This window comes from Archaeoglobus fulgidus DSM 4304 (assembly GCF_000008665.1).
Lineage (GTDB): Archaea > Halobacteriota > Archaeoglobi > Archaeoglobales > Archaeoglobaceae > Archaeoglobus > Archaeoglobus fulgidus.
Genome location: NC_000917.1, coordinates 1587560 through 1609899 on the forward strand (window position 1 = coordinate 1587560; position 22340 = coordinate 1609899).

Below are 22340 nucleotides of genomic sequence, written 5' to 3' on the forward strand. Positions count from 1 at the left end.
CACTCTTCCGTTAATTATTTCTCCCGAAATCGACATGGTTCTTTTTCACTATCGTTTTCGAGCCTTCTCAGAAGTGCCATGAGCTTCAAACGTGCATCTGATGAAATACAATCTTCAGGCGATAAAGGTACAACAATGTGCCCCTCTTTCCCTCAGATAAATTTTTAAGCCAAACACCTCAAACGTATCCGATGTCGTCACTGCCGGCTTACATAATAACAAGGTTTTTAATGGTAATACCGACGGTGCTAATCCTTTTGACCATCGTTTTCCTGATACTCAGAATTATCCCCGGCGACCCGATAACGGCGATGGTGGGGCAGAAGGTTCCGGAAGAGGTATTGGAGAAGCTTCGGCATGAGGCAGGGCTGGACAAACCATACCACGAGCAGTACATTGAGTACCTTAAGGGTGTATTCACAGGTGACCTCGGAAAGTCCATGATCTGGGGGAAGAGACCTGTAATTGCCGAAATCATGGACCACTTTCCCGCTACGCTTGAATTGACGATATTTGGCTTCATTTTGAGCGTTCTGATAGGAGTTGCCACTGGCTCGATTGCGGCCTTCAGAAGGGGCAGCAAGGTTGATTCTGGGATGAGGATTTACAGCATTGTCGCCTACACGCTCTTCATCCCTTGGTTTGGAATGCTTCTGCAAATGCTTTTCGGGGTTTATCTGAAAGTTCTGCCAATTGGCGGTAGAATAACGCCCGGAAACACTCCAGAGACAATCACAGGGCTTTACGTTCTTGACAGCATTTTAACGCTGAACTTTAACTCTCTTATCGATGCCCTCGCCCACCTCGCACTGCCTGCAATAACACTCGGAATTGTTCTTTCAGGGGCCTACACAAGATTGCTGAGAAACAACCTGATTGACGTGCTCAGTCAGGACTTCATTAAAGCTTACAGGGCGAGGGGAGTGAGGAACAGAAAAGTCGTCTTTCATGCGATGAAGAACGCGTTCATCCCCGTCGTTACGCTGATGGGTCTCCAGTTCGCCATTCTTCTGGCTGGAGCGGTGCTTACGGAATCAACCTTCTCGTGGCCGGGGATGGGAACTTTCCTGATTGAGAGGATAGAGTACAGGGACTACACCTCCGTTCAGGGGGCGATAGTCTTCTATGCAGTCTTTGTAGCGCTAATCAGCCTTGTGGTGGATGTGATTTACGCGTTACTTGACCCAAGGATAAGATACTGAGGTGGTGGAATGGCGGAAGTCAGAAATCTCGCAACAACAATCTTCAGCTTCCTTCCAGAGGCGGAAGGGAGGTACATGGTCATTTCGGGACTTGCGATAATCATCACTGTCGCATTGATGGCGGTCTTTGCCCCCTTCATCGCCCCCTACGACCCTATAAAGTCGGGAAAGGACGTTCTGCAGCCTCCAAGTGCTGAGCACATCATGGGAACGGATAATCTCGGCAGGGATGTTTTTTCGAGAATCGTTTTCGGCTCAAGAGTTGTTCTTGCCGTTGTACTGTCAGCCTCTCTTGTTTCAACGGTTATTGGCGTCCCTCTCGGCCTCATTTCCGGATACTTTGGCGGAAAGCTTGACAGGCTGCTCTCAATGCTGATGGACAGCATGTACGCATTTCCCGGCCTGATTCTGGCAATTGCAATTGCTGCTGTTCTTGGGCCAAGTGTTTTCAACGCTGTTGTGGCAATCTCTGTTGTTTACGTTCCCACATACTTCAGGATGATTAGGGGGCAGACGCTGAGCGTCAAATCCCTGCTGTTTGTTGAGGCTGCAAAGGCTGCAGGAGCGAGCGACTGGAGGATAATGAGGAAGTACATTTTCCCCAACCTCATTCCAACCCTCGTGGTAGTCTTCTCCCTGAGCGTAGCTGATGCGATTCTCACTGAGGCAGGATTAAGCTTTCTTGGATTCATAGTGAGCGCTCCCACTCCTGACTGGGGATTTGAGCTCGCTTCGGGAAGGCCATACCTGCCTGCGGGCTACTGGTGGATGATTACCTTCCCCGGGCTGATGGTGATGCTGCTCTCTCTCGGCTTTGCATTAGTTGGAGAGGGGCTCAGTGAGATATACGCACCAAGGAGGGAGAGATGATGCTGCTGGACATAGAGAACCTGACGACAATCTTCAGAACCCGCAGAGGTGTTGTGAGGGCGGTGGACAACGTCAGCATGTCCGTTGAAAAGGGCGAGTTCATATCCATTGTTGGAGAGAGCGGTTGCGGTAAATCGACCCTCGCCCACTCCGTTATGAGGCTGATTGATTATCCCGGCGAGATTTCGGGCGGTAAGATAATTTTTGATGGCGTTGATTTGCTCTCTTTAGGCGATGAGGAGATGAGGGAAATCAGGGGGAGCAAGATAGGGATGGTCTTTCAGGACCCAATGACCAGCCTTGACCCCCTTGAGAAAATAGGAGACCAGATTTCTGAAACAATCATGGAGCACATGGATGTTACGAAGAAAGAGGCGTGGCAGATGGCGAGGGAGATGCTTGAGAAGGTGGGCCTTCAGCCTGAGAGGGTTGATTCATACCCTCATCAGCTCAGCGGTGGCCAGAGGCAGAGAGTTATGATTGCGATGGCCATAAGCCTCAATCCCAAGCTTTTGATTGCAGATGAGCCAACTACTGCTCTTGACGTCATAGTTCAGGAGAAAATAATGGACTTGCTGGAGGACATGAAGAGGGAGGGCAGGGCTGTGATGCTAATCACCCACGACTTCGCCTTGGCTGCGGAGAGAAGCGACAGGATTGCGGTTATGTATGCTGGCTGGCTCGTTGAGCTTGGCAAGGCTGAGAAACTGACGAATGAACCGCTCCACCCCTACACGAAAGGTTTAATTCAGTCCGTTCCCGATGTGTGGATGGATAAGGAAATCAAGCCCCTCCCCGGCTTCCCGCCCGACCTCATAAACCCACCAGAAGGATGCAGGTTCAGGCCGAGGTGCTCTGAAGCTTCGAAGAGGTGCATGAAGGAGCCGCCAGAGTTCGAAGTTGACGGAAGGGTTGTGAAGTGCTGGCTCTACGGGTGATAGAATGCTGAGAGTTGAGAACCTCAAGAAGTACTTCCCCGTTCAGAAATCCGTTCTGGAGGTTTTGCTGAGCGGAAGAAGGGACTTTGTGAGAGCTGTCGATGGCGTAAGCTTCGAAATGAAGCAGGGTGAGGTACTTTCCCTCGTTGGGGAGAGCGGGTGCGGGAAGACGACGACGGGCAGAATCATCGTCGGACTGGAAAGGCCGACGAGCGGGAAGATTTACTTCAAGGACAGAGAGATTACCTCCCTCAGCGAGGAAGAGCAGAGGAGGATGAAGAGGCATATCCAGATGGTCTTTCAGGACCCCTACGCCTCCCTAAACCCGAGGATGAAGATTGGGGAGCACCTCGTTGAGTCCCTCACAATTCACGGAATTGCGGAGAATGATGAGGCAAGGGAAATGGCCATGTCGATGCTGGACAGAGTTGGACTGCCGGGGGAGCAGTTCTTCAACAGAATGCCCTATCAGCTCAGCGGTGGCCAGAGGCAGAGGGTTGCGATAGCGAGGGCGATGATTCTCAAGCCCGACTTCGTCGTTGCGGATGAGCCGGTTTCAATGATTGACGTCAGCCTGAGGGCTGCGATTCTTGACCTGCTCATGTCCTTCAGGGATGAGTACAATCTGAGCATGCTCTTCATAACTCACGACCTGTCAGTTGCGAGGATTGTGGGCGATAGAATTGCGGTGATGTACCTCGGAAAAATAATGGAAATCGGAAAGACGAGGGAGGTTATACACAATCCAAGGCATCCCTACACCGCAGCTCTGCTTTCCTCAGTTCCGAGCTTCGTGAAAAAGGGGAGAAAAGTGGAAATTATTGGAGACATTGCAAATCCCATCGATATTCCCTCAGGGTGCAGATACCACCCACGCTGCCCCTTTGCGAGGGAGAAGTGCAAGAAAGAGGAGCCCGAGCTGGAAGGCGGGGAGCACAGCTTTGCCTGCCACTATCCGCTGGAGGGCGGGTTTTAGGCTTGGAAAATCCTAATAGTTAATTGTTAAAAGTTATCCCACATTTAAAAAAATTTTAATAGTTCTCACTCTAATTAACAATATGCTTGGTGTGGAAGGAAAGAGCATAACAGAAATTGACGAGAAGGAGATAAACAGGATCTGGCTAAAGCACTACGATGAAGGAGTTAGGCCCAACATTGACTACCCCGAAATTCCGCTGTATCAGCTTCTGGAGGATACGGCGAAGAAGTATCCCGACAAGACCGCGCTGATTTTCTTCGGAAAGAAAATCACGTACAGAGAGCTTGACGAGATGAGCGACAGAATTGCAGGTTTTTTGAAGAGCCTCGGCATTAAGAAAGGAGACAGGGTCATTCTGGACCTCCCGAACGTGCCTCAGTATGTTGCGGCCTACTACGGAATTTTAAAGGTCGGCGCGACCGTTGTGCAGTGCAACCCTCTCTATACTGAGAGGGAAATCAGGTACATTCAGGAGAACAGCGAGGCGGAGTACGGATTCTTTGTCGAATTCGTTTATCCTAGAATAAAGGGTCTTTTAGCTGAAGGAAAGTTAAAGAAAGCGGTAATCTGTAAAATTGAGGATTATCTCCCATTCCCCCTGAACATCCTTTATCCGCTCAAGAAGGAGAAGGTAAGAATCGAGAAGAGCGATAAGGTAGTTTACTGGAAAGATGCCTTGAAGTCACCGCTAACAAAGGAAAGGCCTGAAATCAACCCCAAGGATGATGTGGCAATCTTCCTTTACACCGGAGGTACCACTGGTGTGCCAAAGGCTGTGATGTCGACGCACTTCAATCTCGTCGCGAATGTTTACCAGACACTTGAGTGGGTTGTTGACAGAACTCCTGATGATGTCTTCATTGGAGTGCTGCCCTACTTCCACAGCTTTGGAATGACGACCTCAATGAACGCTCCAATCGCCAACGGCTCAACCATCGTCCTGATTCCCGACCCCAGAGACATCAAGAGGATACTTGAGAGCATTCAGAAGTACAGGGCGAGCATTTTCTGCGGAGTTCCGACGATGTATGCGGCGATAATCAACCACCCCGATGTGAAGAAGTACGATTTAAGTTCGGTGAAAGCATGTATTAGTGGTGCTGCCCCACTTCCCGTTGAGGTTAAGAGGAGGTTCGAGGAGATTACGGGAGGTAAGCTGGTTGAGGGCTATGGTTTAAGTGAAACCTCTCCCGTAGCACTTGGCAACCCTGTTTACGGCCTCAACAAGGAGGGGAGCATTGGCATACCCTTCCCCGACACCTACGCTGTCGTTATAGACGATGAAGGAAAGGTTCTCCCAATCGGTGAAGTTGGAGAGCTAGTTATAAAGGGACCGCAGGTAATGAAGGGCTACTACAAGATGGAGGAAGAGACGAAGAAGGTTCTCGTCAATGGCTGGCTGCTGACTGGAGACATGGCGAAGATGGACGAAGATGGATACTTCTACATCGTGGACAGGAAGAAGGATATGATAATTGCAGGAGGTTACAACATCTATCCGAGAGAGGTTGAGGAGGTGCTTTACGAGCATCCAGCAGTTGTTGAGGCTGCTGTAGTAGGAGTGCCCGACCCCTACAGGGGAGAGACGGTCAAGGCTTACATTGTCCTGAAGCCGGAATACAAGGGAAAGGTTACCGAGCAGGAGATAATCCAGTTCTGCAAGGAGAGATTGGCTGCATACAAGGTTCCAAAGCTTGTCGAGTTCAGAGATGAGCTGCCGAAGTCTGCGGTAGGAAAAATCCTCAGGAGAGTTCTGAGAGAGGAGGAAATCAAGAAAATAAAAGGTTAATTATTATCTTTTTCTTTAGCATTTTTAGAAATGCTTTTAAATCACCAAAGGAGACTGGGCTAAAGCTCAAGGAGGACGATAAAATGATTACGATAGACCCAGAGTATTTTGAAATTTTAAAAGAGTTTGGTGCTGAGAGGGTTGTCAGATGCTACCAGTGCGGGACATGTACGGGAATATGCCCCGTTTCAACGACCGATGCAAGCTTTCCTAGAAAACCCGTACTGCTCTCAAGATTCGGTGTGGGGGAGGTTATAGAGAACTTCGAGGAAGCTTGGTTATGCCTCTCATGCAACCTCTGCACCGAGTTCTGTCCGAGAGATGTAAAGCCGAGCGAAACGATGCTGGCGATAAAGAGGGTTCTGGTGGAGAACGGCAAAACTCCTCCCTACATCAGGGACTTCTTCCAGAATATAATGAAGCAGAAGAATCCGTGGGGCATAGGGAAGTTCAAGAGGGAGGACTGGGTGAAGAAGAGCGACGTTGAGGTTCCGAAGGTTAAGGACAACCCGGAGTACGAGTGGCTCTGGTTTGTTGGATGCGCCCACGCCTTTGAAAACAGGAACATTAACGTAACGCTGAAAATGGCCAGAATTCTCAGCGATCTGGGCATAAACTTTGCAACACTCGGCAGAGAGGAGGGTTGCTGCGGCAACGACGTCAGAAGAGCGGGAGAGGAGGGCTTGTTCGAAGTTCTGATGGAGGAGAACATCAAGACATTTGGCAAATATGGGGTGCAGAGGCTCTTCACGCACTCCCCACACTGCTTCAATGCCTTCAAGAACTGGTATGAGGGCTACGAGGTAAAGCTGTTCCTCGAAATCCTGAGGGATGCCATAAAAAGCGGAAAGCTTGAGCTCAAAAACAAGCTTGATTTGACTGTAACCTACCACGACTCATGCTACCTCGGCAGGTACAACGGCATCTACGATTTGCCGAGAGAGGTGCTGAAGCTGATTCCGGGAGTGGAGCTTGTTGAAATGAAGAGCAACAGGAGAATGTCTCTCTGCTGCGGCGGAGGAGCTGGAAACATCGTTGGCGACTATCCCGGAGAGATTCAGCCTGCAAGAGTTAGAGCGCAGGAGGCTGCTGAGACCGGAGCAAACGTTCTGGCAGTTGCGTGCCCCTTCTGCCTGCTGATGCTTGAAGATGGAGTGAAGACCGAGAAGCTCGACAAGCAGCTTGTTGTGAAGGACATAGTCGAGCTGGTTTACGAAGCTGCCTACGGAGAGGAATAATTTTTTATTTTTGTTTCCTGCTCATTTTCAGTGCGGGAGAAAATCGGCTTCTGGGAAGCTGTCAGCATCGGCATTGGCGGCATGATTGGGGGAGGAATTTTTGCCGTTCTCGGCCTGAGCGTTCAGCTTGCGAAGGGCTCTGCCCCTATAGCCTTTCTCATTGCCGGAATTGTTGCGCTTTTTACCGCCTACTCCTACGCAAAGCTCAGCCTGAGGTTTCCGAGCGAGGGCGGGACGATAGAGTTCCTGATCAAGGCTTACGGAACGGGTTTGCTTGCTGGTGGGTTAAACATCCTTCTCCTCGTTAGCTATGTTGTCATGATAGCTCTCTACTCCTACGCCTTTGGCAGTTACGCCGCCAACGCCCTCGGAACCCCTATTTTGAAGAGCTTCCTTATCGCATTCGTTGTAATCTTTTTTACAGTTTTAAACTCCCTCGGAGCAGTTGTGAGCGGAAGAGCAGAGGATCTGCTCGTTGCGTTCAAGCTTGCGGTGCTTGTTATCGTTGCCGCAGCGGGGCTTGCCTTCGTGAATCCTGAGAGGCTCATGCCGTCCAACTGGGCTGATGCAGTGAGCATAATTGCAGGCGGGATGATTATCTTCCTCGCCTACGAGGGATTTGAGCTGATTGCCAATGCGGGCGGAGATGTTGAGCATCCGAAGGTTCTTGAGAAGGCCTTCTACGTTTCAGTTGTTGTCGTTATAGCGGTTTACGTTCTAATTGCCATAATAACTGTCGGAACGCTGCCCTACGAGAAGATTATGGAGGCCAGAGATTACGCTCTTGCCATTGCTGCCGAGCCAGCACTCGGACAGCTTGGCTTCTGGTTCGTCACCTTTGCAGCCCTCGCATCAACAAGCTCGGCAATCAACGCCACTCTGTACGGAACCGCAAGAGCAAGCTACATGGTTGCCAAGTTTGGAGAGCTTCCCGAGTTTGTTGGAAAGAAGCTGTGGAGGCAGGCTTACGAGGGGCTGGTTGTGATTCCCATTCTCTCCATAATTCTTTCCATCACCACCAACCTTGAAACGATAGCCACAGCAGGCAGCGGGGGATTCCTGCTTATATTTGCTGCTGTAAACCTCGCTGCGGTAAAGCTCAGGAGGAAGGTTAAGGTCAATCCGCTAATCTCCTCAGCTGGGGCGATTATGGCCCTCGCAGCCTTCACAATTCTTGCATTGAGAATGGCGGAGGAAAATCTCTACGCTTTGGCTGTGATGCTTTCCCTTATAGCAGCTTCCTTCCTCTTTGAGTGGACTTACAGGTGGTATACAGGAAGGGAGATTGGAAGATACGTTGACAGGAAGCTGATAGAGAGGGAGAAAAACCTCAGAAACTGGGAGGAGTGGATTCCTGCGGTTGTGGATGAGCTAAGGAGAAGATATAGCGACAGCGAGGTTTACCTTGTCGGCAGCCTTGCAAGAGGTGAGGCTGAGAAGGCGGGTGATGTTGACCTGCTGGTTCTGACGGATGCGGTTGAAAATGGAGAAAAGGAAGGGATAACGAGGGACATCAAGAAAAAGCTTGAATTGGGCCCCCAGCACTGCCTTGACCTTCACTTCGAGAAGAAGAGTTTAAGGGATGAGGCGTTGAAAAGGGCCGTGAGTTACAGGAGGTTAAAGTGATCATAGGATTAAAACCCTCTCAATGTCCTTAACCCCGGCCCTCCTCACAAGCGTTAAAAGCGGGTCGGAAGTCCTCCTGAAGCTGCAGTTTCTGTTGAAGACTACGTAGCCGTGTCTGAAGCCAAAAACAGCATAGCTAGCTGTTGCAGCCCTCAAAATCGCCTTTTCTTTGCCAATAAGGTAAGCGGCAAAGTGCATCTCGTCCAGCATTGATGCTGTGGAAATCATTGCATTGTCCGTTCCAAGCATCCATTTTTCGTATTCGCTCAGCAATTCGTAGCTTTTTTTGTTAAGAAGGCCAAAGAAGGCGTTGCTGCGAATGCAGCTCACGATGGGGATTTCGGCCTCAACAAACTCCCTTATTTTTTCCGGGCAAGAATTCATGTGGACAACAAAGTCAGGCTCTAAAGCCAAAGCAGCATCAACATCCGCGCAGTCCTTCTCCCCAGCATGAATGGCGAACAGCATCTTCCTCCGCCTTGCAATCTCTCTAACCTCTTCCATAAGCTTCAAATCGTGGTCACGAGCGCTGCTGTAGGCGAAGCCGAAAGCCTCAACCTCTTCAGCCTCCTCAACGCTTGTTGGTCTGGCAAGGGGCAGGACACCATCGATTCCCTTTACGATTTCAAGCCCTGCTTTGCCGCCCTCCCTGAAGTCGAGGAAGTGGGACGTTCCAGCATCTCTGCTTATCCTCACCTCCAGCTCCACCTCCTGTCTGAGAGTTTTTGAATCAATCTGGGAAAGCATGCGGTGCTTGTAGCCACCCGGGCCCACAATGCTCACGAGGTCGAGCCTTGGTGCCTCTCTTAGAGCAGCATCACCCAGATGGGTGTGGGCGTTGAAGAAAGTTGGGGAAATCACAAAATCATCCTTCTCCACCCTGCTCTCCTCAAACGCCATTTCCTCGACAATTAAGTCACCGTGAAAGACGCCTTCGTGAGTGACAAGAATCCCGCTGTAAACCTCCATGGGAAGAGTTAAATATTCACCCACAAAACTTTTACCATGGCAAAGGCTCCGAAGGGCAAGGCGAAGACACCACCGCTGATGTCCTCTGCAGGTATAATGAGGTACTTCGAGGAGGAAAAAACTCAGATAAAGGTTAGCCCAAAAACCATTCTTGCTGCAGGCATCGTTACGGGAGTTTTAATAATCATCCTGAACGCCTACTACGGGCTCTGGCCTTAAAGGTTCGTCGGAATGTCAAGAAACACAGCCTCAATCCCCAATTTTTCCCTCACAACCTCCATCAGGCTCTGAACGCCAAACTTCTCACTCTCGTAGTGCCCGAGAAAAAATACGTTGATTCCACCCTCCTTTGCCAGATGGTAGGCTTCGTGCTCAGGCTCTCCCGTGATGAAAAGCTCCACTCCAGCATCAATAGCCTCGTTTAAGGCAAAGCAGCCCTTTCCCGACACTGCAGCAACTTTTCTGACCCTCTCCTCCCCAAAGGGCAGAACCATCGCCGGGCCAAGCTTTTCCGCAATCTCCCCTACTGCAGTTGCCTTTTCCAGCTTTGCCGAGAAGCCAATCTTCACGCCCTTGTACTCTCCAAACTCCTCCTGCGGCTCTGCGCCAATTTTTCTTAGAATCACGGCGTTATTCCCCACCTCCCTGTGGGCATCAAGCGGAAGGTGGGCTGCGTAGAGGGAGAGGTTGCTTCTCAGCAGAAACTCAATCCTTCTTTTCACAATTCCCCTTATGTAGCCTATACCGCCCCAGATAAGGCCGTGATGGACGACGAGCATGTCCGCATTTACAGCCTTTGCAGCCCTGAAGCTCTCCATGGATGCGTCAACGGCAAAGGCGACCTTCTTCACTTCCTCGCTACCCTCAACCTGCAGTCCGTTGTTTGAAACATCCTGATAGCTGTTAATCTCCAAAAAATCGTCGAGAAATCGTACAACTTCGGCGAGGTTCATGGGCTTATTATGAGAGCGTGGTAATTTAATCTAACGTTTCCTGCAATCAAAATTCTTATATACCACTTTGTTTGAGAGTAACGAAATTTGAAAGGAGGGTTAGAATTGGCCGAAATAACAGAAGTTAGGATATATAAGTCGAAGGGGAACGGAAGCGTAAAGGCCTATGCGTCTGTGAGTTTTGACAACGAGTTTGTTGTGAAGGGTTTGAAGGTTGTTGAGGGAGAAAAAGGGCTTTGGGTGAGCATGCCCAGCAGAAGGATGAAGGATGGGAGCTTTCAGGACGTTTTCCATCCGGTTAGCAGGGAGGCGAGAGATAAGATAGTGGATGCGGTTCTGAAGGCCTATCAGGAGCAGGAGTAGTTAAGAGTTTGGCTTTTGCTTCAAAACCTTTTTATCTTTTCTGGGTTCAATTCTGTCATGGTAAAAGTTGTAAGTTTTTCTCCAATCGCCGAGCCCCTGCTGAAGGGGCTGATTGGCTCAGTCTATTCCGGAGAAGTTGAGGTTGTTGTTATAGGTGAATACGACGAGCGACGAATTCTCGAAGCGGTGAGGGATGCGGATATTGTTATAGGGGACTACACCTTCAAAATACCGATTACTGAAGAGATGATGAGAGCTATGGAGAAAGTCAAGCTCATTCAGCAGCCCTCGACTGGATACAACAACATCGACGTAGAGGCTGCAAAGAAGCTGAGCATAACCGTTGCAAACGTTGGGGGAGTAAACGCCTTGAGTGTTGCGGAGCATACGGTAATGTTCGCTCTCGCTTTGCTCAGGAGGCTAATCTATGCCCACAACAGCGTTTTAAGCGGTAGGTGGGAGCAGGATGAGATGGCAAACCTCGGAGTTTACGAGCTTCACGGCAAAACGTGGGGCATCATCGGTATGGGGGCCCAGGGCAGGGAGGTTACCAAAAGACTTCAGGGCTGGGGTGTCAAAATCATCTACCACGACGTGAGGAGGGCTGAGGACATCGAAGAGTATGGAGTGGAGTTCAGAGATTTCGATGCGCTGCTCAGAGAGGCGGACATCGTCAGCCTTCACGTTCCACTTACGGAGGAAACGAGGGGTATGATAGGCGAAAGAGAGCTGAAAATGATGAAGAACTCTGCAATTCTGATAAACGTTGCGAGAGGGGAAGTTGTTGACGAGAATGCTCTTGTAAGGGCCATAAAGGAGAGGTGGATTGCAGGAGCCGCTCTCGACGTCTTCGCCAAGGAGCCCCCTGAGGGGAGCGAGCTGCTTGAGCTTAAGAGCCACAACGTCATTTTCACGCCCCACATAGCCGGAGCGACGAATGAGGCGAGGCTCAGGATAATAAGGGAGGCGATGGAGAACATTGGAAGGGCGCTGAGGGGAGAGGAGGTTAAGCACGTCGTTAGCAGGTGAGATTATGGACGCTGCACACGCTGTTGCGGAATGCTTGAAGAATTTTGGTGTTGGAAGGGTTTACGGCATTATCGGCACGTCTATTGTTGACTTCGTCGATGCGCTTTACGATTACAGGGAGGAGATAAGGTACATCTCCTGCCGTCACGAGCAGGTTGCCGCCTCGATGGCCGATGCCGAAGGAAGGCTGACGGGCTTTCCGGGAGTCAGTTTAGTTCACGCCGCCCCCGGCACACTCAACGCAGCCATAGGCGTTGCCAACGCCTACAAGGACGGCTCACCCATGGTGGTGATTTCGGGAGGGGCTAAGAGGAAGCTCTACGGAAAGAACACGATGCTCGAGGTTGACCAGCAGTCCGTAATGAGGCCGATAACCATGGCGACTTTCAGGGTTGAGGATGCGGCAAAAGCTCAGAGCATCATTGCCAAGGCATTCTCCATCGCCGTCAGGGAGTGCGGGCCCGTTTATGTGGAATTTGCTGAGGATGTTTGGCTTGAAGAGAGTAGCAGCGAGGATGTCAGAATTGAGGCCGAGAAACCTAGGGCAGGTGATGCCGAAATCGAGAGCGTTGCTGAAATGCTCAGGGAAGCTAAGAAACCGCTGATACTTGCAGGATTCGGTGTGAACAGCGAGGAAGGGAGCGAGCTTCTAACGCAGCTTGTAGAGAAGACGTCGATACCCGTCGCCACAACGGGCAACGGTAGAGGGGCGTTGGATGATAATCACAGGCTCTGCTTGGGCAGAGCAGGCTTCGGAGGGGGGAGCATCCATGCTGATGAGGCTTTGAGAAACTCGGACTTCCTGCTCTGCCTCGGCTGCCAGCTCACGGACGTCACAACCTACGGCTACAACTGGATGCCGTCCGGAAAGGTTGTTGCAGTCACGCTTGACAGGGAGGCGGGGAAGAAGCTGAACTACGCGCTTGTAAGCTACAGTGACGCGGTTGATTTTCTCAGAAGGCTTATTGAGAAAGTTGAAGGTTACAGAGCGCCTGAAAGCTGGCTGCACGAAATCGAAGTCTGGAGAAAGAGCTGGGAGCAAATGGTTGAGAATGCCGTGAACATGGAGTACAAAGGCTTTGCAAACCCCGCAAAGTTCTTCAAGAAGCTCAATGAGGCTCTACCTGAAAATGCCGTTGTTTCGGCAGGACAGGGGATGCATGTGCTGTACCCTCAGGCCTACGTGAAGGCGAGGAGGCCGAGAAGCTACTTGGCGGCAACGAATCACGGTGCCATGGGCTTCGGATTTCCCGCTGCAATGACCGCAGCGCTTCTCGGCTACACCGCCATAGCAGTGGTTGGTGATGGAGAGTTCATGATGACTGTGCAGGATTTGGAGACGGCGGTGAGGGAAAGTATTCCCGTAAAGGTCGTTGTCGTCAACGACAACTCATACAGGGTGCTCTACTTCAGGCAGAAGGTTCAGAAAATGGGAAGGGTTTACGGTACACTCCACACAAATCCCGACTTCGCCGAGCTGGCGGGAGTTTTTGGCGCTGACGGAGTTACTGTCAGCTCGGACTCCCAAATAGAGGATGCGATAGGGGAGATGCTTAACTCGGAAAGGCCGTTCGTCCTCGACCTGCGCATCTCTCCCGACTGCTTCGCGCCCTTCAACCCTCAGCCAAGTGTGAGGATGTAGCAAAGGTTAAATTGTGCCGAGTCTAAGAGATGCCATGAAGCTTTCACCACTTTTTGTTTTGCTTCTCGCTCTTCTCATCGCTCCAGTCAATGCAGCCGAGCTTAGGGTGGCGAAGGTTGAGGTGAGGGGAGAGATAAACCAGGGAACGTATCTGACTCTGCAGCACGCGTACGATTTTGCTTTGAGGGAGAGGTTTGACGTCCTCTTCGTTGTTCTCGACACTCCCGGAGGGCTGCTTAGCTCAACCCAGAAGATAGTCAAGATGTTCCTAAACAGCGAGGTTCCCGTTGTCGTTTTTGTCCCGAGGGGGGCTATGTGTGCCTCGGCAGGCTCAATCATCCTTTTATCATCGCACATTGCGGTGATGGCTGACGGAACGGCGGTGGGGGCAGCCACACCTGTAAGCGTGGGATTTGCAAGCGCTGAGGTTGAGAACAAGACCGTGAACTACATTGCGGGTTATGTTAAGGACATTGCAAGGGAGAGGGGGAGGAATGAGGGTGTTGCGGAGAAGTTCGTGACTCAGGCTTTAACGCTGACAGCAAAAGAAGCTCTGGAGCAGGGAATAATCGACTACATTGCAAACACGGAGGGTGAGGCCATTGAGGGCCTTAAGGGGAGAAGCGCGGAGATCGACGGAAAGCTTGTAACATTCGAGTTCGACACCTACAGAGTTATTGAGGTCAAGAAGCCGCTGCAGGCCAGCATTTACGAGATAATCTCGAGCCCGCAGCTCGCGGCGATTCTCCTCCTTCTCGGAATCTACCTTCTAATCTTCGGCCTCACATCCCCCGGACTCGTGCCCGAGACTGTTGGAGCTATCTGCCTTATTCTGGCTTTAGCAGGACTTGGGGTGATTGGGATAAATCACCTCGGCCTGCTCCTCATCGTTTTGGGCGTAATTTTCCTCTTTGCCGAGCTAATGACACCAACCTATGGCGTTCTCGGTGCTGCCTCGGTGGTTTCGGTTGTACTCGGGCTTCTCATTCTCTTCAACGAACCTTTAATGCCTGAGTCCTTCTACGATGCCTTTCCCAAGTTCGTTGCAGGGATGGGAATCGGGCTTGGAGGAATAATGACCTTCATGATCATCAAGATTGCTCAGATCAGAAAGAAGAAGAGCAGCGTTGGAGAGGTCGTTGGGGAGAAAGGGGAGGTTCTGGAGTTCTCCAACGGCAGAGGATTCGCAAGAGTCAGAGGGGAAATCTGGAAGGTCGTGAGCGATGAAGAGCTTGAAAAGGGCGATGAGGTTGAGGTAATTGCTAGAGAAGGTCTTACGCTGAGGGTGAGGAAGATTGGTGGAGGAGGAACTGAGAAGGGAGACGCTGAAGTGGCTGGAGAGAATTGAGGAAAGGGTGAAGGAGATTGAGGGCGATGAGGGGTTCATGAGGAACATAGAGGCCTACATCAGCGACTCCCGGTATTTTCTGGAGAAGGGGGATTTAGTCAGAGCATTCGAGTGCGTTGTCTGGGCGTGGGCGTGGCTCGAAATCGGGTTGGAGGTTGGAAAGCTGCATGAAACTGCGTAAAAGCCTCGGACAGCACATGCTCGTGGACAGGAGAGTCATTTCAAGGATTGTGGGGTATGCGGAGCTTTCTGAAGACGATGTGGTTCTGGAAGTGGGTTGCGGGACGGGCAATCTCACCTCAGCACTCCTTAGAAAATGCAGCGTTGTGGGGATTGAGAAGGACCCGTTGATGGTTAAAAGGCTGAGAGAAAGATTTTCAGATTTCATAGGGAAGGGCAGGTTCAGGCTTATACAGGGAGACGCGCTGAAAGTGGACTTTCCTTACTTTACGAAGTTCGTGGCGAACATACCCTACAAGATATCCTCCCCTCTTACATTCAAGCTTCTGAAGACCGACTTCAGGCTTGCAGTCGTGATGTATCAGCGCGAGTTTGCTGAGAGGCTCTGCGGTGAAGACAACAGGCTCGGAGTTATATCGAAAACCTACTGCAAGGCGGAGATACTGGAAATAGTAAAGCCAAGCAGCTTCAACCCACCCCCGAAGGTTGAATCGGCGATAGTCCGCATAGTACCCGAGCCGGAGGTTTTTGTAGAGAACAGGGAGCTTTTTGAGAAATTTGTCACCTTCGCTTTCAGCATGAGAAGGAAGAGGATGGGGAAGATAGTGCAGGAGTTCAGAAAGAGATACGGTGTGGAGTTAGCAGTGAATAAAAACTTGGCCGAAAAAAGGCCTGAGGAGCTCGGAGCGAGGAAGTTTGCGGAGATTGTGGTGGGAGAATGATTTACGAGCCGGCTGAGGACAGCGAACTTTTGCTTGAGGCTGCGTTGAGGGAGCTCAAGCCCGACGATGAGGTCATTGAAGTAGGTGCGGGGAGCGGGTTCGTTGCTGAGAGGCTTAAAGGAAAATGCAAATGCATTCTGACAACAGACATCTCACCCTTCGCCGCCATGGAGCTGAGGAGGAAGGGCCTTGATGTTGTGATGACGGACATTGCGAAGGGGATAAGGAAGAAGTTCAGCCTTGTTCTGTTCAACCCTCCCTACGTGGAGCTTGAGGATGAGCTGAGAAGAGGAGACTGGCTTGATGTTGCCATTGACGGCGGTAAGAAGGGGGTTAAGGTAATCAAAAAGTTTCTGGACTCGCTCGACGAGATAATGGCTGAAAGAGGGAGGGCAATCTTAATTGCATCCTCTCAGAACGAGCCGGACGTTTTTGATTTAATTGATGAGAGGGGATTTAGATACGAAATCGTTGGAGAGAGGGGACTTTTCTTTGAGAAGCTCTTTGCTATCAAAATCTGGAAAGAATGACGAGTTTTTTGACACTTTCGTCAACCCTGAATTTGCCCAGCGGAGTTTCAACCTCGTCGTCCACAACGCTTACAATTTCTCCCGGCTTAAGGCCGATTTTTGCCAGGTATGACGGGGCTACGATGACCTCGTACTCCCCCTCGGTGGCGTCTGATAGACTGAGGTACTCCTGGGTGCAGCTCTCGCAAACCTCACAATTTCCAGAAATTATTCTGCACACCCTGACGAATGCATCTTCTGTAATGTGGTGCTCCAATTCGCAGCTCAGCTTTTCTGCAAGCTCGTCCTGTATGCCGAGGTAGTCCTTAAAGAAGTGGTAGAGAGCGAGATAGTACTTCTTAATTCTCCTTGCAAGCTCTTCCCCCTTTCTTGTAAGCTTTGCTCCTTTGTACGGCTGATAGTCCACGTATCCCATATCTCTGAGTTTTATTAGCATCTCCGTAACGCTGGATGGTTTTACGTTGAGGATTTTTGCAAGTTCACCTGTTTTTGCAACCTTGCTCGTCTCCTCCTGAATGTCGTAAATCGCCTCAAGGTACTCTTCTATCCTCTCCATTGCTATATTTTAGGTGGGGCTAATTAAATAACACTTTCGCGTTTTTGCAAAGTCTATGGCTCGAACCTCTCGCTTGAGTTGGTTGTGAAGTTCTTTCCGAAGCTTGCGTGCATGACGAACTTGTAGTTTATGTCCGGTTTTCCGTCTTTGAAGGCATCGCCGTGAGTTACGTGAAGTATTTCTCCTACAAACAGTGTGTGGTCTCCCGTCTCGACCTCCTTCACCACCCTGCACTCAAGGTTTGCCTGACACTCTTTGATTGAAGGCACCTTAACCTTCTTTGACTCGACCAGCGTCAGGCTGAGCTTTTCCATCTTGTTCTCCTTCGCTCCGCTCAGCGTTCCAGCCTTCCACACGTCCTTGAGAAGCTCAATTGTTGGAACGGCGACCACGAACTCCCCGCACTCTTTTATTAGCGAATGCGTGTACCTGCTGTGTCCAATAGCCACTCCGAGAAGCTGCGGACTGAAGGACAGAGGCACAACCCAGTCAGCAGTCATTACATTCGGCTTCTCAACACCCGAAACTATCAAATACGTTCTGAGCGGATACAGGTACTCCAGCATGTTCACCACCTCACTCCTCACAGCTCTTTTCTTTCAGAAGGGAGATAAAGTCCTTCGCGCTGCTGACGGAGTAAAGCTCCTCTTTTAAGACAAAAACAACAGATTCAACCTTCTTCTTGCAGGCCTTGTCGGTGATGTACGCAGCCTCAGCATCTATCGCTTCTGATATCCTTCCGAGGAGCCTTGCCCTTTTCTCAATCTCCCTAACCTGCTTGAATCCCGTAAGAATCTGATCCTCTTTAGCCTGCGAGACTGCATCGAAGGGAGCCTGCCTTACCGGATACACCGAAAGCCCAATAACTCTAAGCTGCTCTATTATCTCCCCTTCCTCCCCCTCAACCTCTTCCTCCTCGCTAATGTCAGCCTCAACAAAGTTGAGCAGGTCTATTTCCTTTATCGCAAAGGTACCGATGATTTCCTCAATTTTTGCTGCCGTCGAAAGAGTGGTGTCCGTCCCCTCTTCGTACTTCTTTACAGTCCTCCTCGAAACTCCGAGCATCTTTGCCATGTCTCCTACGCTAAGTCCTAACCTCTCCCTCGCCTCCCTTATTCTCTCGCTGTCGAGCTTCACGTAGTAACCGCCGGGAGCGGAGTAAACGTAGGGGTAAATCCCCTCCACGATGAAGTCGTAGAAGGTGGCGAGGTTGATTACCGGTAAGCCGTAGCGTGTGTAAACAACACCCCTCTCAAGAAAGTCGAACTTGAACCTCTCCCCGATAACGATGGGGCTTGCCTGAAGGATTTTCGTCAGCTTCTTCATCTCTTCCGCCGCCTCAGGTTTGAGAGAGTCCACATTGTAGAGTACTTTTATGAGCAAAACCACGTCATCTTTTCTCGCCACGATATCGAAGCATCTCGGCTTAGTCTCAGCTAAGTCTGCAACGGAAAATTCAGCCTTCTGAAGGATCTTGACGACTGATTCTATCAGGGCGGCGTACATCTACAATGATGTATATGAGTTTCTATATAAGATTTATGTCCTCTGGATTTTCTCTTCCCAGACCTTTTTAACAGCTTCCTCAACAATTTTGAGGCATTCTCTCGCATTTTCCTTAGCCTTCTCAACTATTTCCCTGTAATCGATGCTCTGGTTCTTTATTCCGTGGGCGTAGTTATCCATCGTGCAGACGATGGCGTAACTCAGTCCAAGCTCTCTGGCTATGGTTGCCTCGCTCCCTGCGGTCATGCCCACGCAGTCTGCGAAGCTCTTTATCATCGCAATCTCGGCCTTGGTTTCAAGTCTCGGGCCTCGCGTCTGGAAGTAAACTCCTTTGTCAATCACCGGAAAGCTTGAAATTTTTCTTGCAACTTCAACAAGCACCTCTCTGAGATACTCGTCAAACCCGGGCGTGACGTGGACGAGCGAGTCGTTGTAAATAGTAACGCCGCTGAAGAAGTCGATGTAATCGTGGGGGATGATGAGGGATGGCAGGCTGTACTCTTCCCTGAGAGCTCCAACGGAGCCCATGCCGATGACGTATTTAACGCCGAGCGACTTCAGGGCGTAGAAGTTAGCGGCATGGTTTATTCTGTGAGGCGGCTTGTCCTTTCTCTTCCCGTGCCTTTGAATTATTGCCACGTCAATGCCATCAACCCTTCCAACATCGATTTCCGCTGTTCCGTAGGGAGTCTCAATTCTCGTCTCCTCAACATCTTTCAGAACCTTAATTTCGAGAATGTGCGTGCCCCCGATTATGCCGATCATTCGCTCAGCCTCCAGTAAACCCTACCTCCCTCAGTTCTCTTTTCTATCAGGCCCTTCAGCTCCATGAACTCGAGCACGTCCTCAAATTTTCCGGGGAAAACGGCCTCAAGGGAGTGAATGTTTAACCCCCTCTCGGAAACGATTCTTCTGAGTTTTGACTGGCTCATCTCCCCTTCTTCACGCAGTATCTCGGAAATGAGGCTAGAAATGTCCTCAAAAACGTTCCACGGGAAGATAACCCAGTAGTATTCGGTAAGGTAGTCGCCGAGGTAGTCCGGAATGAAGTCTGACTTTTCCAGCATCAGAAGGGATGCTGTCCTGACCTCATCACCCTCAACAAGCTCTAAAGCCCTGCTCATCGTCTTTCCCGTGTTGATGAAGTCATCAACCACCAGCAGCCTGCTACCCCCGACCTTTTCTTTGCCGTCTTTCACGTCCAGGCAGACGATCCTGGAAACCCCAAGGTAGTCGCTTAGCAAACTTCCAACGAAAATGCCGCCCTTGGCGAGCGCGACAATTCTTTCGGGGATGAACTTGTCTTCCACGATCTCAAACGCAATTTTCCTGCAGAGGCTTTCCACGTATCTCCAGCTCAGAACGAGGTACATTTTACTCACCGTAGAACCTCAGCCTTATAACCTCTCCTCCCGGCCTGTAAACCGCAACGTTGCCGGGCATCGGGTTGAGATTGACCTTTTTCTGAAACTCGGTCTGCGCCTGCCAGGTGGAGGAGTTGACCATGAAAACGCCTCTGTAAAACCCCGTTCCGTAGGTGTGGATGTGTCCGCAGTGAAGAATATCGGGAACGTCCTCAATAACGAGGTAATCCTCCCTTTCCGGAGCCAAAGGTGTTCTTCCACCGTAAATCGGGCTGAGGTGCCTCCTCTTCAGCAGCTCCTCCATGACCTTCTGAGGCTCATCGTAGCTCAGGCGCGGAATTTTCGAAATTATGTCGTCTATGCTCCTCCCGTGGTAAATCAGAACCTTCACACCCTCTATATCGACGTATGCGGGATTTCCAACATGCTCAACGTTTTTAGGAAACAGGCTCCTGATCTCGCCTTCAAACGCTGGTTGAGGTTCGGCCTGCCTGACCGCATCATGGTTTCCGGGAGAGACTATTATTTTGATCTCTTTCGGAATCTCGTCAAGATGGGAGGCTGCAAACTCGTACTGGCCGTAGATGTCGCTTATCGCTAAATCATCCTCCTGACCGGGATAAACACCGATACCGTCAACGATATCGCCCGCAATTACAATGTACTTAACCTTCTCAGCGAGATTCTGGCTTTTCTTTCCTCCAACCTCCCCCTTAAGCCACCTGACGAACATTTCCCACTCCTTCTCGAGGAATTCCTTGCTTCCGAAGTGCGTGTCCGAGAGGAAAACGATGTAAAAATCCCTCTTCTTCTCTCCGTTCCCGTTAATCGGAACGTCGGGAAAAACTATTCTGTTTGCGTAGAGTGAGGAGCCCTTCAGCAATCCTGTTACGCCGATGACCTCGTCACCAAGAAGCTCTCTTGCAACCTCAGCGTTTTTTCCGGTTGCAACGCAGGTTATGGTTCCTGTTGTGTCTTCAAGGCGTATGTAGCATTTGTCTCCCCTCTCGTAGACTTCATTCACCATCCCCACAACGCTAACGTTCCCCCTAACCTTCCCGGCGTGGGCTATGGGGGTGGTGTTTACCCTGCTCCTTATTATCCTTGAAAGCTTCTCAAGTCTGGAGTTGAAGTACATAAGGAAGTCCTCCACGTTTCCCTGACAGCTGGACTTCCCCGTTATGTCCTTTATGACCTTGAGAGCGATGCAGGAGGCCTTTACCTCTTCCACCTTCCTTTCCTCCGGCCTGGGCGTTAGGGTTGCTGGCTTCAGATTTGATAGGTTTCGTAAGAACTCCTCAACAACGCTCTTTTCTATGATGAAACCCCCATTGGCTATGCGGCAAATCTTGTCAACGAGTTCATCGCTAAAGAGGCCGGATTTGCAAATTAGCTCAGCAGCTTTGGGGTCTATGTTGTACCCCCTTACCAGAAACTTCTTCGCCACTGTTGCGGCATCGATATTTTTAATTACCATCCCATCTCCTCCTTAAAGCATGGACACTGAATCCAAGACCTACCAGTTTCTGAAAGATGTCGTCTCAACGTTAATTATCGTTGCGGTTGTGGTGGGTGGAGGTATAGCAATCACTGGCACCTGGCCCTTTATGGTTGCGGTTGAGTCTGGTAGCATGGAGCCACATCTTTATCCGGGCGACGTCGTCTTCCTCCTCAGCCCCTCACGCACGGGTGGAATTGTGACGTGGGAGGAGGGAAAGGAGACGGGATACATGAGCTTTGGGAATTACGGGGATGTTATAGTTTACAAGCCCAACGGCTACGGAAAGCCGATCATCCACAGAGCCATCGCCTACGTTCACAAGGGAGACTACATCCCGGCGATCGTGAACGGCAAGCTCGTTCTGACGAACCAGATAGCTGAGAGCGACGGCTACATAACCCAGGGAGACAACGTGAGGACAAATCAGCTTCCTGATCAGGCTGTTCCTGCAGCGTTCTCTCCAATCGGTGAGAAAATTCTGCCCGTAAAGGAGGATTGGATTATAGGCGTTGCAAAGTTCAGAGTTCCGTATATAGGCTATCTGAGGCTGTTGATTCCCATCTAATTTTGTCTTTTTTTGTCATAGCAAGCGAAAGAATTTTAATGTTATGTATTTCTAACATTATGTTAGAAAAACCTAACAAAGGTGGAATCATGAGGTACGGTAAAATAGGAGTTGCTACGGCAATGGCCGTTGGGGCAGCGGTAGGCTATGCGGTTGAGAGTGGAAAATGGTTTATTACAGTAATTGCAGTGCTGGCAGGAGTTGCTTTGCTCTCACTGGTTAAGAGAAGGGTTGATGAGGTTGTGGAGGATGAGAGGACTGTAAGGGTTGGCGAGAGGGCTTCGAGGAGGACGGTTGAAATTTTTAGCATCGGAGCGGCTTTGAGCGGAGCAGTGATGCTGGCCCTTGATTTACACACGGAGGCTGCTCTCGCTCTTGAGTTTGCGGTCTGCTGCGTTCTCGTGCTATATCTTATCTTTTACGGCTACTACAGCTTTAGGGCGTTGGATTGAGTTGGATTGCGTAGTGAG

The 22340-nt window shown here is 50.4% G+C and carries 25 protein-coding genes; 17 read left to right on the forward strand and 8 right to left on the reverse strand.

Annotation, left to right across the window (positions count from 1 at the left end):
* Positions 1-191 precede the first annotated feature (191 nt).
* From AF_RS08890 to AF_RS08920, 7 genes are all read left to right on the forward strand, one after another.
* A complete protein-coding gene (locus tag AF_RS08890) occupies positions 192-1202 on the forward strand; it encodes an ABC transporter permease (RefSeq protein ID WP_048064459.1) in 1011 nt (336 codons plus the stop codon).
* A 9-nt stretch (positions 1203-1211) separates the two neighbouring features.
* Positions 1212-2072 (forward strand): ABC transporter permease, encoded by an 861-nt coding sequence (locus AF_RS08895; RefSeq protein ID WP_010879265.1) that lies wholly within the window; start codon positions 1212-1214, stop codon positions 2070-2072.
* Positions 2072-3010: an oligopeptide/dipeptide ABC transporter ATP-binding protein gene (locus AF_RS08900; protein ID WP_048064732.1), complete on the forward strand. Its 939-nt coding sequence runs from the start codon at positions 2072-2074 to the stop codon at positions 3008-3010. Before AF_RS08895 ends, AF_RS08900 begins: the two co-directional genes overlap by 1 nt.
* 4 nt (positions 3011-3014) lie before the next feature.
* On the forward strand, positions 3015-3986 hold the full coding sequence (locus AF_RS08905) for an ABC transporter ATP-binding protein (protein WP_010879267.1): 972 nt from the start codon (positions 3015-3017) through the stop codon (positions 3984-3986).
* Between the two features lie 82 nt (positions 3987-4068).
* A complete protein-coding gene (locus tag AF_RS08910) occupies positions 4069-5778 on the forward strand; it encodes a long-chain-fatty-acid--CoA ligase (protein ID WP_010879268.1) in 1710 nt (569 codons plus the stop codon).
* 83 nt (positions 5779-5861) lie between these two features.
* A complete protein-coding gene (locus AF_RS08915) occupies positions 5862-7016 on the forward strand; it encodes a (Fe-S)-binding protein (protein WP_010879269.1) in 1155 nt (384 codons plus the stop codon).
* Between the two features lie 30 nt (positions 7017-7046).
* Positions 7047-8642 carry an amino acid permease gene (locus AF_RS08920; protein ID WP_010879270.1) on the forward strand — a complete coding sequence of 532 codons (1596 nt, stop codon included), beginning with the start codon at positions 7047-7049 and terminating at the stop codon, positions 8640-8642.
* Here AF_RS08920 and AF_RS08925 read toward each other — a convergent pair whose 3' ends face one another.
* Positions 8643-9611, reverse strand: a complete 969-nt coding sequence (locus tag AF_RS08925) for an amidohydrolase family protein (RefSeq protein WP_048064460.1) — start codon at positions 9609-9611, stop codon at positions 8643-8645. It lies immediately after the preceding gene.
* 36 nt (positions 9612-9647) lie between these two features.
* Here AF_RS08925 and AF_RS08930 point away from each other — a divergent pair, with 36 nt between their 5' ends.
* Positions 9648-9830 (forward strand): preprotein translocase subunit Sec61beta, encoded by a 183-nt coding sequence (locus AF_RS08930; RefSeq protein WP_048064461.1) that lies wholly within the window; start codon positions 9648-9650, stop codon positions 9828-9830.
* Here AF_RS08930 and AF_RS08935 read toward each other — a convergent pair.
* The gene (locus tag AF_RS08935; RefSeq protein ID WP_010879273.1) at positions 9827-10564 is read right to left on the reverse strand and encodes a Nif3-like dinuclear metal center hexameric protein; all 738 of its coding nucleotides are present in this window, start codon (positions 10562-10564) and stop codon (positions 9827-9829) included. The genes AF_RS08930 and AF_RS08935 overlap by 4 nt on opposite strands.
* 105 nt (positions 10565-10669) lie before the next feature.
* Here AF_RS08935 and AF_RS08940 point away from each other — a divergent pair, with 105 nt between their 5' ends.
* The 7 genes from AF_RS08940 to AF_RS08970 are packed head-to-tail and all read left to right on the forward strand — an operon-like array spanning position 10670 to position 16378.
* On the forward strand, positions 10670-10927 hold the full coding sequence (locus AF_RS08940) for a SpoVG family protein (RefSeq protein ID WP_010879274.1): 258 nt from the start codon (positions 10670-10672) through the stop codon (positions 10925-10927).
* Positions 10928-10984: 57 nt separating this feature from the next.
* Positions 10985-11956: a 2-hydroxyacid dehydrogenase gene (locus AF_RS08945; protein WP_010879275.1), complete on the forward strand. Its 972-nt coding sequence runs from the start codon at positions 10985-10987 to the stop codon at positions 11954-11956.
* Between the two features lie 4 nt (positions 11957-11960).
* Positions 11961-13598, forward strand: a complete 1638-nt coding sequence (locus tag AF_RS08950) for a thiamine pyrophosphate-binding protein (RefSeq protein WP_010879276.1) — start codon at positions 11961-11963, stop codon at positions 13596-13598.
* Between the two features lie 34 nt (positions 13599-13632).
* Entirely contained in the window at positions 13633-14946 is a 1314-nt protein-coding gene (locus tag AF_RS08955) for an NfeD family protein (protein WP_048064462.1), read from the forward strand.
* Complete coding sequence (locus AF_RS08960) at positions 14897-15127, forward strand: DUF357 domain-containing protein (protein WP_010879278.1); 231 nt, start codon at positions 14897-14899, stop codon at positions 15125-15127. Before AF_RS08955 ends, AF_RS08960 begins: the two co-directional genes overlap by 50 nt.
* Complete coding sequence (gene rsmA / locus AF_RS08965) at positions 15114-15848, forward strand: 16S rRNA (adenine(1518)-N(6)/adenine(1519)-N(6))-dimethyltransferase RsmA (protein WP_010879279.1); 735 nt, start codon at positions 15114-15116, stop codon at positions 15846-15848. The genes AF_RS08960 and rsmA overlap by 14 nt, the downstream gene beginning before the upstream one ends.
* Positions 15845-16378: a HemK2/MTQ2 family protein methyltransferase gene (locus AF_RS08970; protein WP_010879280.1), complete on the forward strand. Its 534-nt coding sequence runs from the start codon at positions 15845-15847 to the stop codon at positions 16376-16378. Before rsmA ends, AF_RS08970 begins: the two co-directional genes overlap by 4 nt.
* Here the strand turns inward: AF_RS08970 and AF_RS08975 are convergent.
* From AF_RS08975 to AF_RS09000, 6 genes are read right to left on the reverse strand one after another with little or no spacing between them, the layout of a single operon-like run.
* Positions 16359-16934 (reverse strand): metal-dependent transcriptional regulator, encoded by a 576-nt coding sequence (locus AF_RS08975; protein ID WP_010879281.1) that lies wholly within the window; start codon positions 16932-16934, stop codon positions 16359-16361. The two genes, AF_RS08970 and AF_RS08975, sit on opposite strands and share 20 nt — an antisense overlap.
* A gap of 53 nt (positions 16935-16987) precedes the next feature.
* Positions 16988-17500: a flavin reductase family protein gene (locus tag AF_RS08980; protein WP_048064733.1), complete on the reverse strand. Its 513-nt coding sequence runs from the start codon at positions 17498-17500 to the stop codon at positions 16988-16990.
* Positions 17501-17510: 10 nt separating this feature from the next.
* Positions 17511-18440: a transcriptional regulator gene (locus AF_RS08985; RefSeq protein ID WP_010879283.1), complete on the reverse strand. Its 930-nt coding sequence runs from the start codon at positions 18438-18440 to the stop codon at positions 17511-17513.
* A gap of 33 nt (positions 18441-18473) precedes the next feature.
* Positions 18474-19205 (reverse strand): S-methyl-5'-thioadenosine phosphorylase, encoded by a 732-nt coding sequence (mtnP, locus tag AF_RS08990; RefSeq protein ID WP_010879284.1) that lies wholly within the window; start codon positions 19203-19205, stop codon positions 18474-18476.
* The gene (locus AF_RS08995; RefSeq protein ID WP_010879285.1) at positions 19202-19813 is read right to left on the reverse strand and encodes a phosphoribosyltransferase; all 612 of its coding nucleotides are present in this window, start codon (positions 19811-19813) and stop codon (positions 19202-19204) included. The genes mtnP and AF_RS08995 overlap by 4 nt, the downstream gene beginning before the upstream one ends.
* A 1-nt stretch (position 19814) precedes the next feature.
* The gene (locus AF_RS09000) at positions 19815-21281 is read right to left on the reverse strand and encodes a DNA-directed DNA polymerase II small subunit (protein ID WP_010879286.1); all 1467 of its coding nucleotides are present in this window, start codon (positions 21279-21281) and stop codon (positions 19815-19817) included.
* Between the two features lie 19 nt (positions 21282-21300).
* Between AF_RS09000 and AF_RS09005 the strand changes: the two genes are divergently transcribed.
* Both AF_RS09005 and AF_RS09010 read left to right on the forward strand, forming a co-directional pair.
* Positions 21301-21870 (forward strand): S26 family signal peptidase, encoded by a 570-nt coding sequence (locus AF_RS09005; protein ID WP_010879287.1) that lies wholly within the window; start codon positions 21301-21303, stop codon positions 21868-21870.
* An 89-nt stretch (positions 21871-21959) separates the two neighbouring features.
* Positions 21960-22322 (forward strand): DUF2178 domain-containing protein, encoded by a 363-nt coding sequence (locus tag AF_RS09010; protein ID WP_231487479.1) that lies wholly within the window; start codon positions 21960-21962, stop codon positions 22320-22322.
* The last annotated feature ends 18 nt before the right edge of the window (positions 22323-22340 follow it).

Bases quoted from the DNA above. Each gene is read 5' to 3' on its own strand.
- AF_RS08890 (WP_048064459.1), top strand. From the start codon at position 192: ATGTCGTCACTGCCGGCTTACATAATAACAAGGTTTTTAATGGTAATA.
- AF_RS08895 (WP_010879265.1), top strand. From the start codon at position 1,212: ATGGCGGAAGTCAGAAATCTCGCAACAACAATCTTCAGCTTCCTTCCA.
- AF_RS08900 (WP_048064732.1), top strand. From the start codon at position 2,072: ATGCTGCTGGACATAGAGAACCTGACGACAATCTTCAGAACCCGCAGA.
- AF_RS08905 (WP_010879267.1), top strand. From the start codon at position 3,015: ATGCTGAGAGTTGAGAACCTCAAGAAGTACTTCCCCGTTCAGAAATCC.
- AF_RS08910 (WP_010879268.1), top strand. From the start codon at position 4,069: ATGCTTGGTGTGGAAGGAAAGAGCATAACAGAAATTGACGAGAAGGAG.
- AF_RS08915 (WP_010879269.1), top strand. From the start codon at position 5,862: ATGATTACGATAGACCCAGAGTATTTTGAAATTTTAAAAGAGTTTGGT.
- AF_RS08925 (WP_048064460.1), bottom strand. From the start codon at position 9,611: ATGGAGGTTTACAGCGGGATTCTTGTCACTCACGAAGGCGTCTTTCAC.
- AF_RS08930 (WP_048064461.1), top strand. From the start codon at position 9,648: ATGGCAAAGGCTCCGAAGGGCAAGGCGAAGACACCACCGCTGATGTCC.
- AF_RS08935 (WP_010879273.1), bottom strand. From the start codon at position 10,564: ATGAACCTCGCCGAAGTTGTACGATTTCTCGACGATTTTTTGGAGATT.
- AF_RS08945 (WP_010879275.1), top strand. From the start codon at position 10,985: ATGGTAAAAGTTGTAAGTTTTTCTCCAATCGCCGAGCCCCTGCTGAAG.
- AF_RS08950 (WP_010879276.1), top strand. From the start codon at position 11,961: ATGGACGCTGCACACGCTGTTGCGGAATGCTTGAAGAATTTTGGTGTT.
- AF_RS08955 (WP_048064462.1), top strand. From the start codon at position 13,633: ATGAAGCTTTCACCACTTTTTGTTTTGCTTCTCGCTCTTCTCATCGCT.
- rsmA (WP_010879279.1), top strand. From the start codon at position 15,114: ATGAAACTGCGTAAAAGCCTCGGACAGCACATGCTCGTGGACAGGAGA.
- AF_RS08970 (WP_010879280.1), top strand. From the start codon at position 15,845: ATGATTTACGAGCCGGCTGAGGACAGCGAACTTTTGCTTGAGGCTGCG.
- AF_RS08975 (WP_010879281.1), bottom strand. From the start codon at position 16,934: ATGGAGAGGATAGAAGAGTACCTTGAGGCGATTTACGACATTCAGGAG.
- AF_RS08980 (WP_048064733.1), bottom strand. From the start codon at position 17,500: ATGCTGGAGTACCTGTATCCGCTCAGAACGTATTTGATAGTTTCGGGT.
- AF_RS08985 (WP_010879283.1), bottom strand. From the start codon at position 18,440: ATGTACGCCGCCCTGATAGAATCAGTCGTCAAGATCCTTCAGAAGGCT.
- mtnP (WP_010879284.1), bottom strand. From the start codon at position 19,205: ATGATCGGCATAATCGGGGGCACGCACATTCTCGAAATTAAGGTTCTG.
- AF_RS08995 (WP_010879285.1), bottom strand. From the start codon at position 19,813: ATGTACCTCGTTCTGAGCTGGAGATACGTGGAAAGCCTCTGCAGGAAA.
- AF_RS09000 (WP_010879286.1), bottom strand. From the start codon at position 21,281: ATGGTAATTAAAAATATCGATGCCGCAACAGTGGCGAAGAAGTTTCTG.
- AF_RS09005 (WP_010879287.1), top strand. From the start codon at position 21,301: ATGGACACTGAATCCAAGACCTACCAGTTTCTGAAAGATGTCGTCTCA.
- AF_RS09010 (WP_231487479.1), top strand. From the start codon at position 21,960: ATGAGGTACGGTAAAATAGGAGTTGCTACGGCAATGGCCGTTGGGGCA.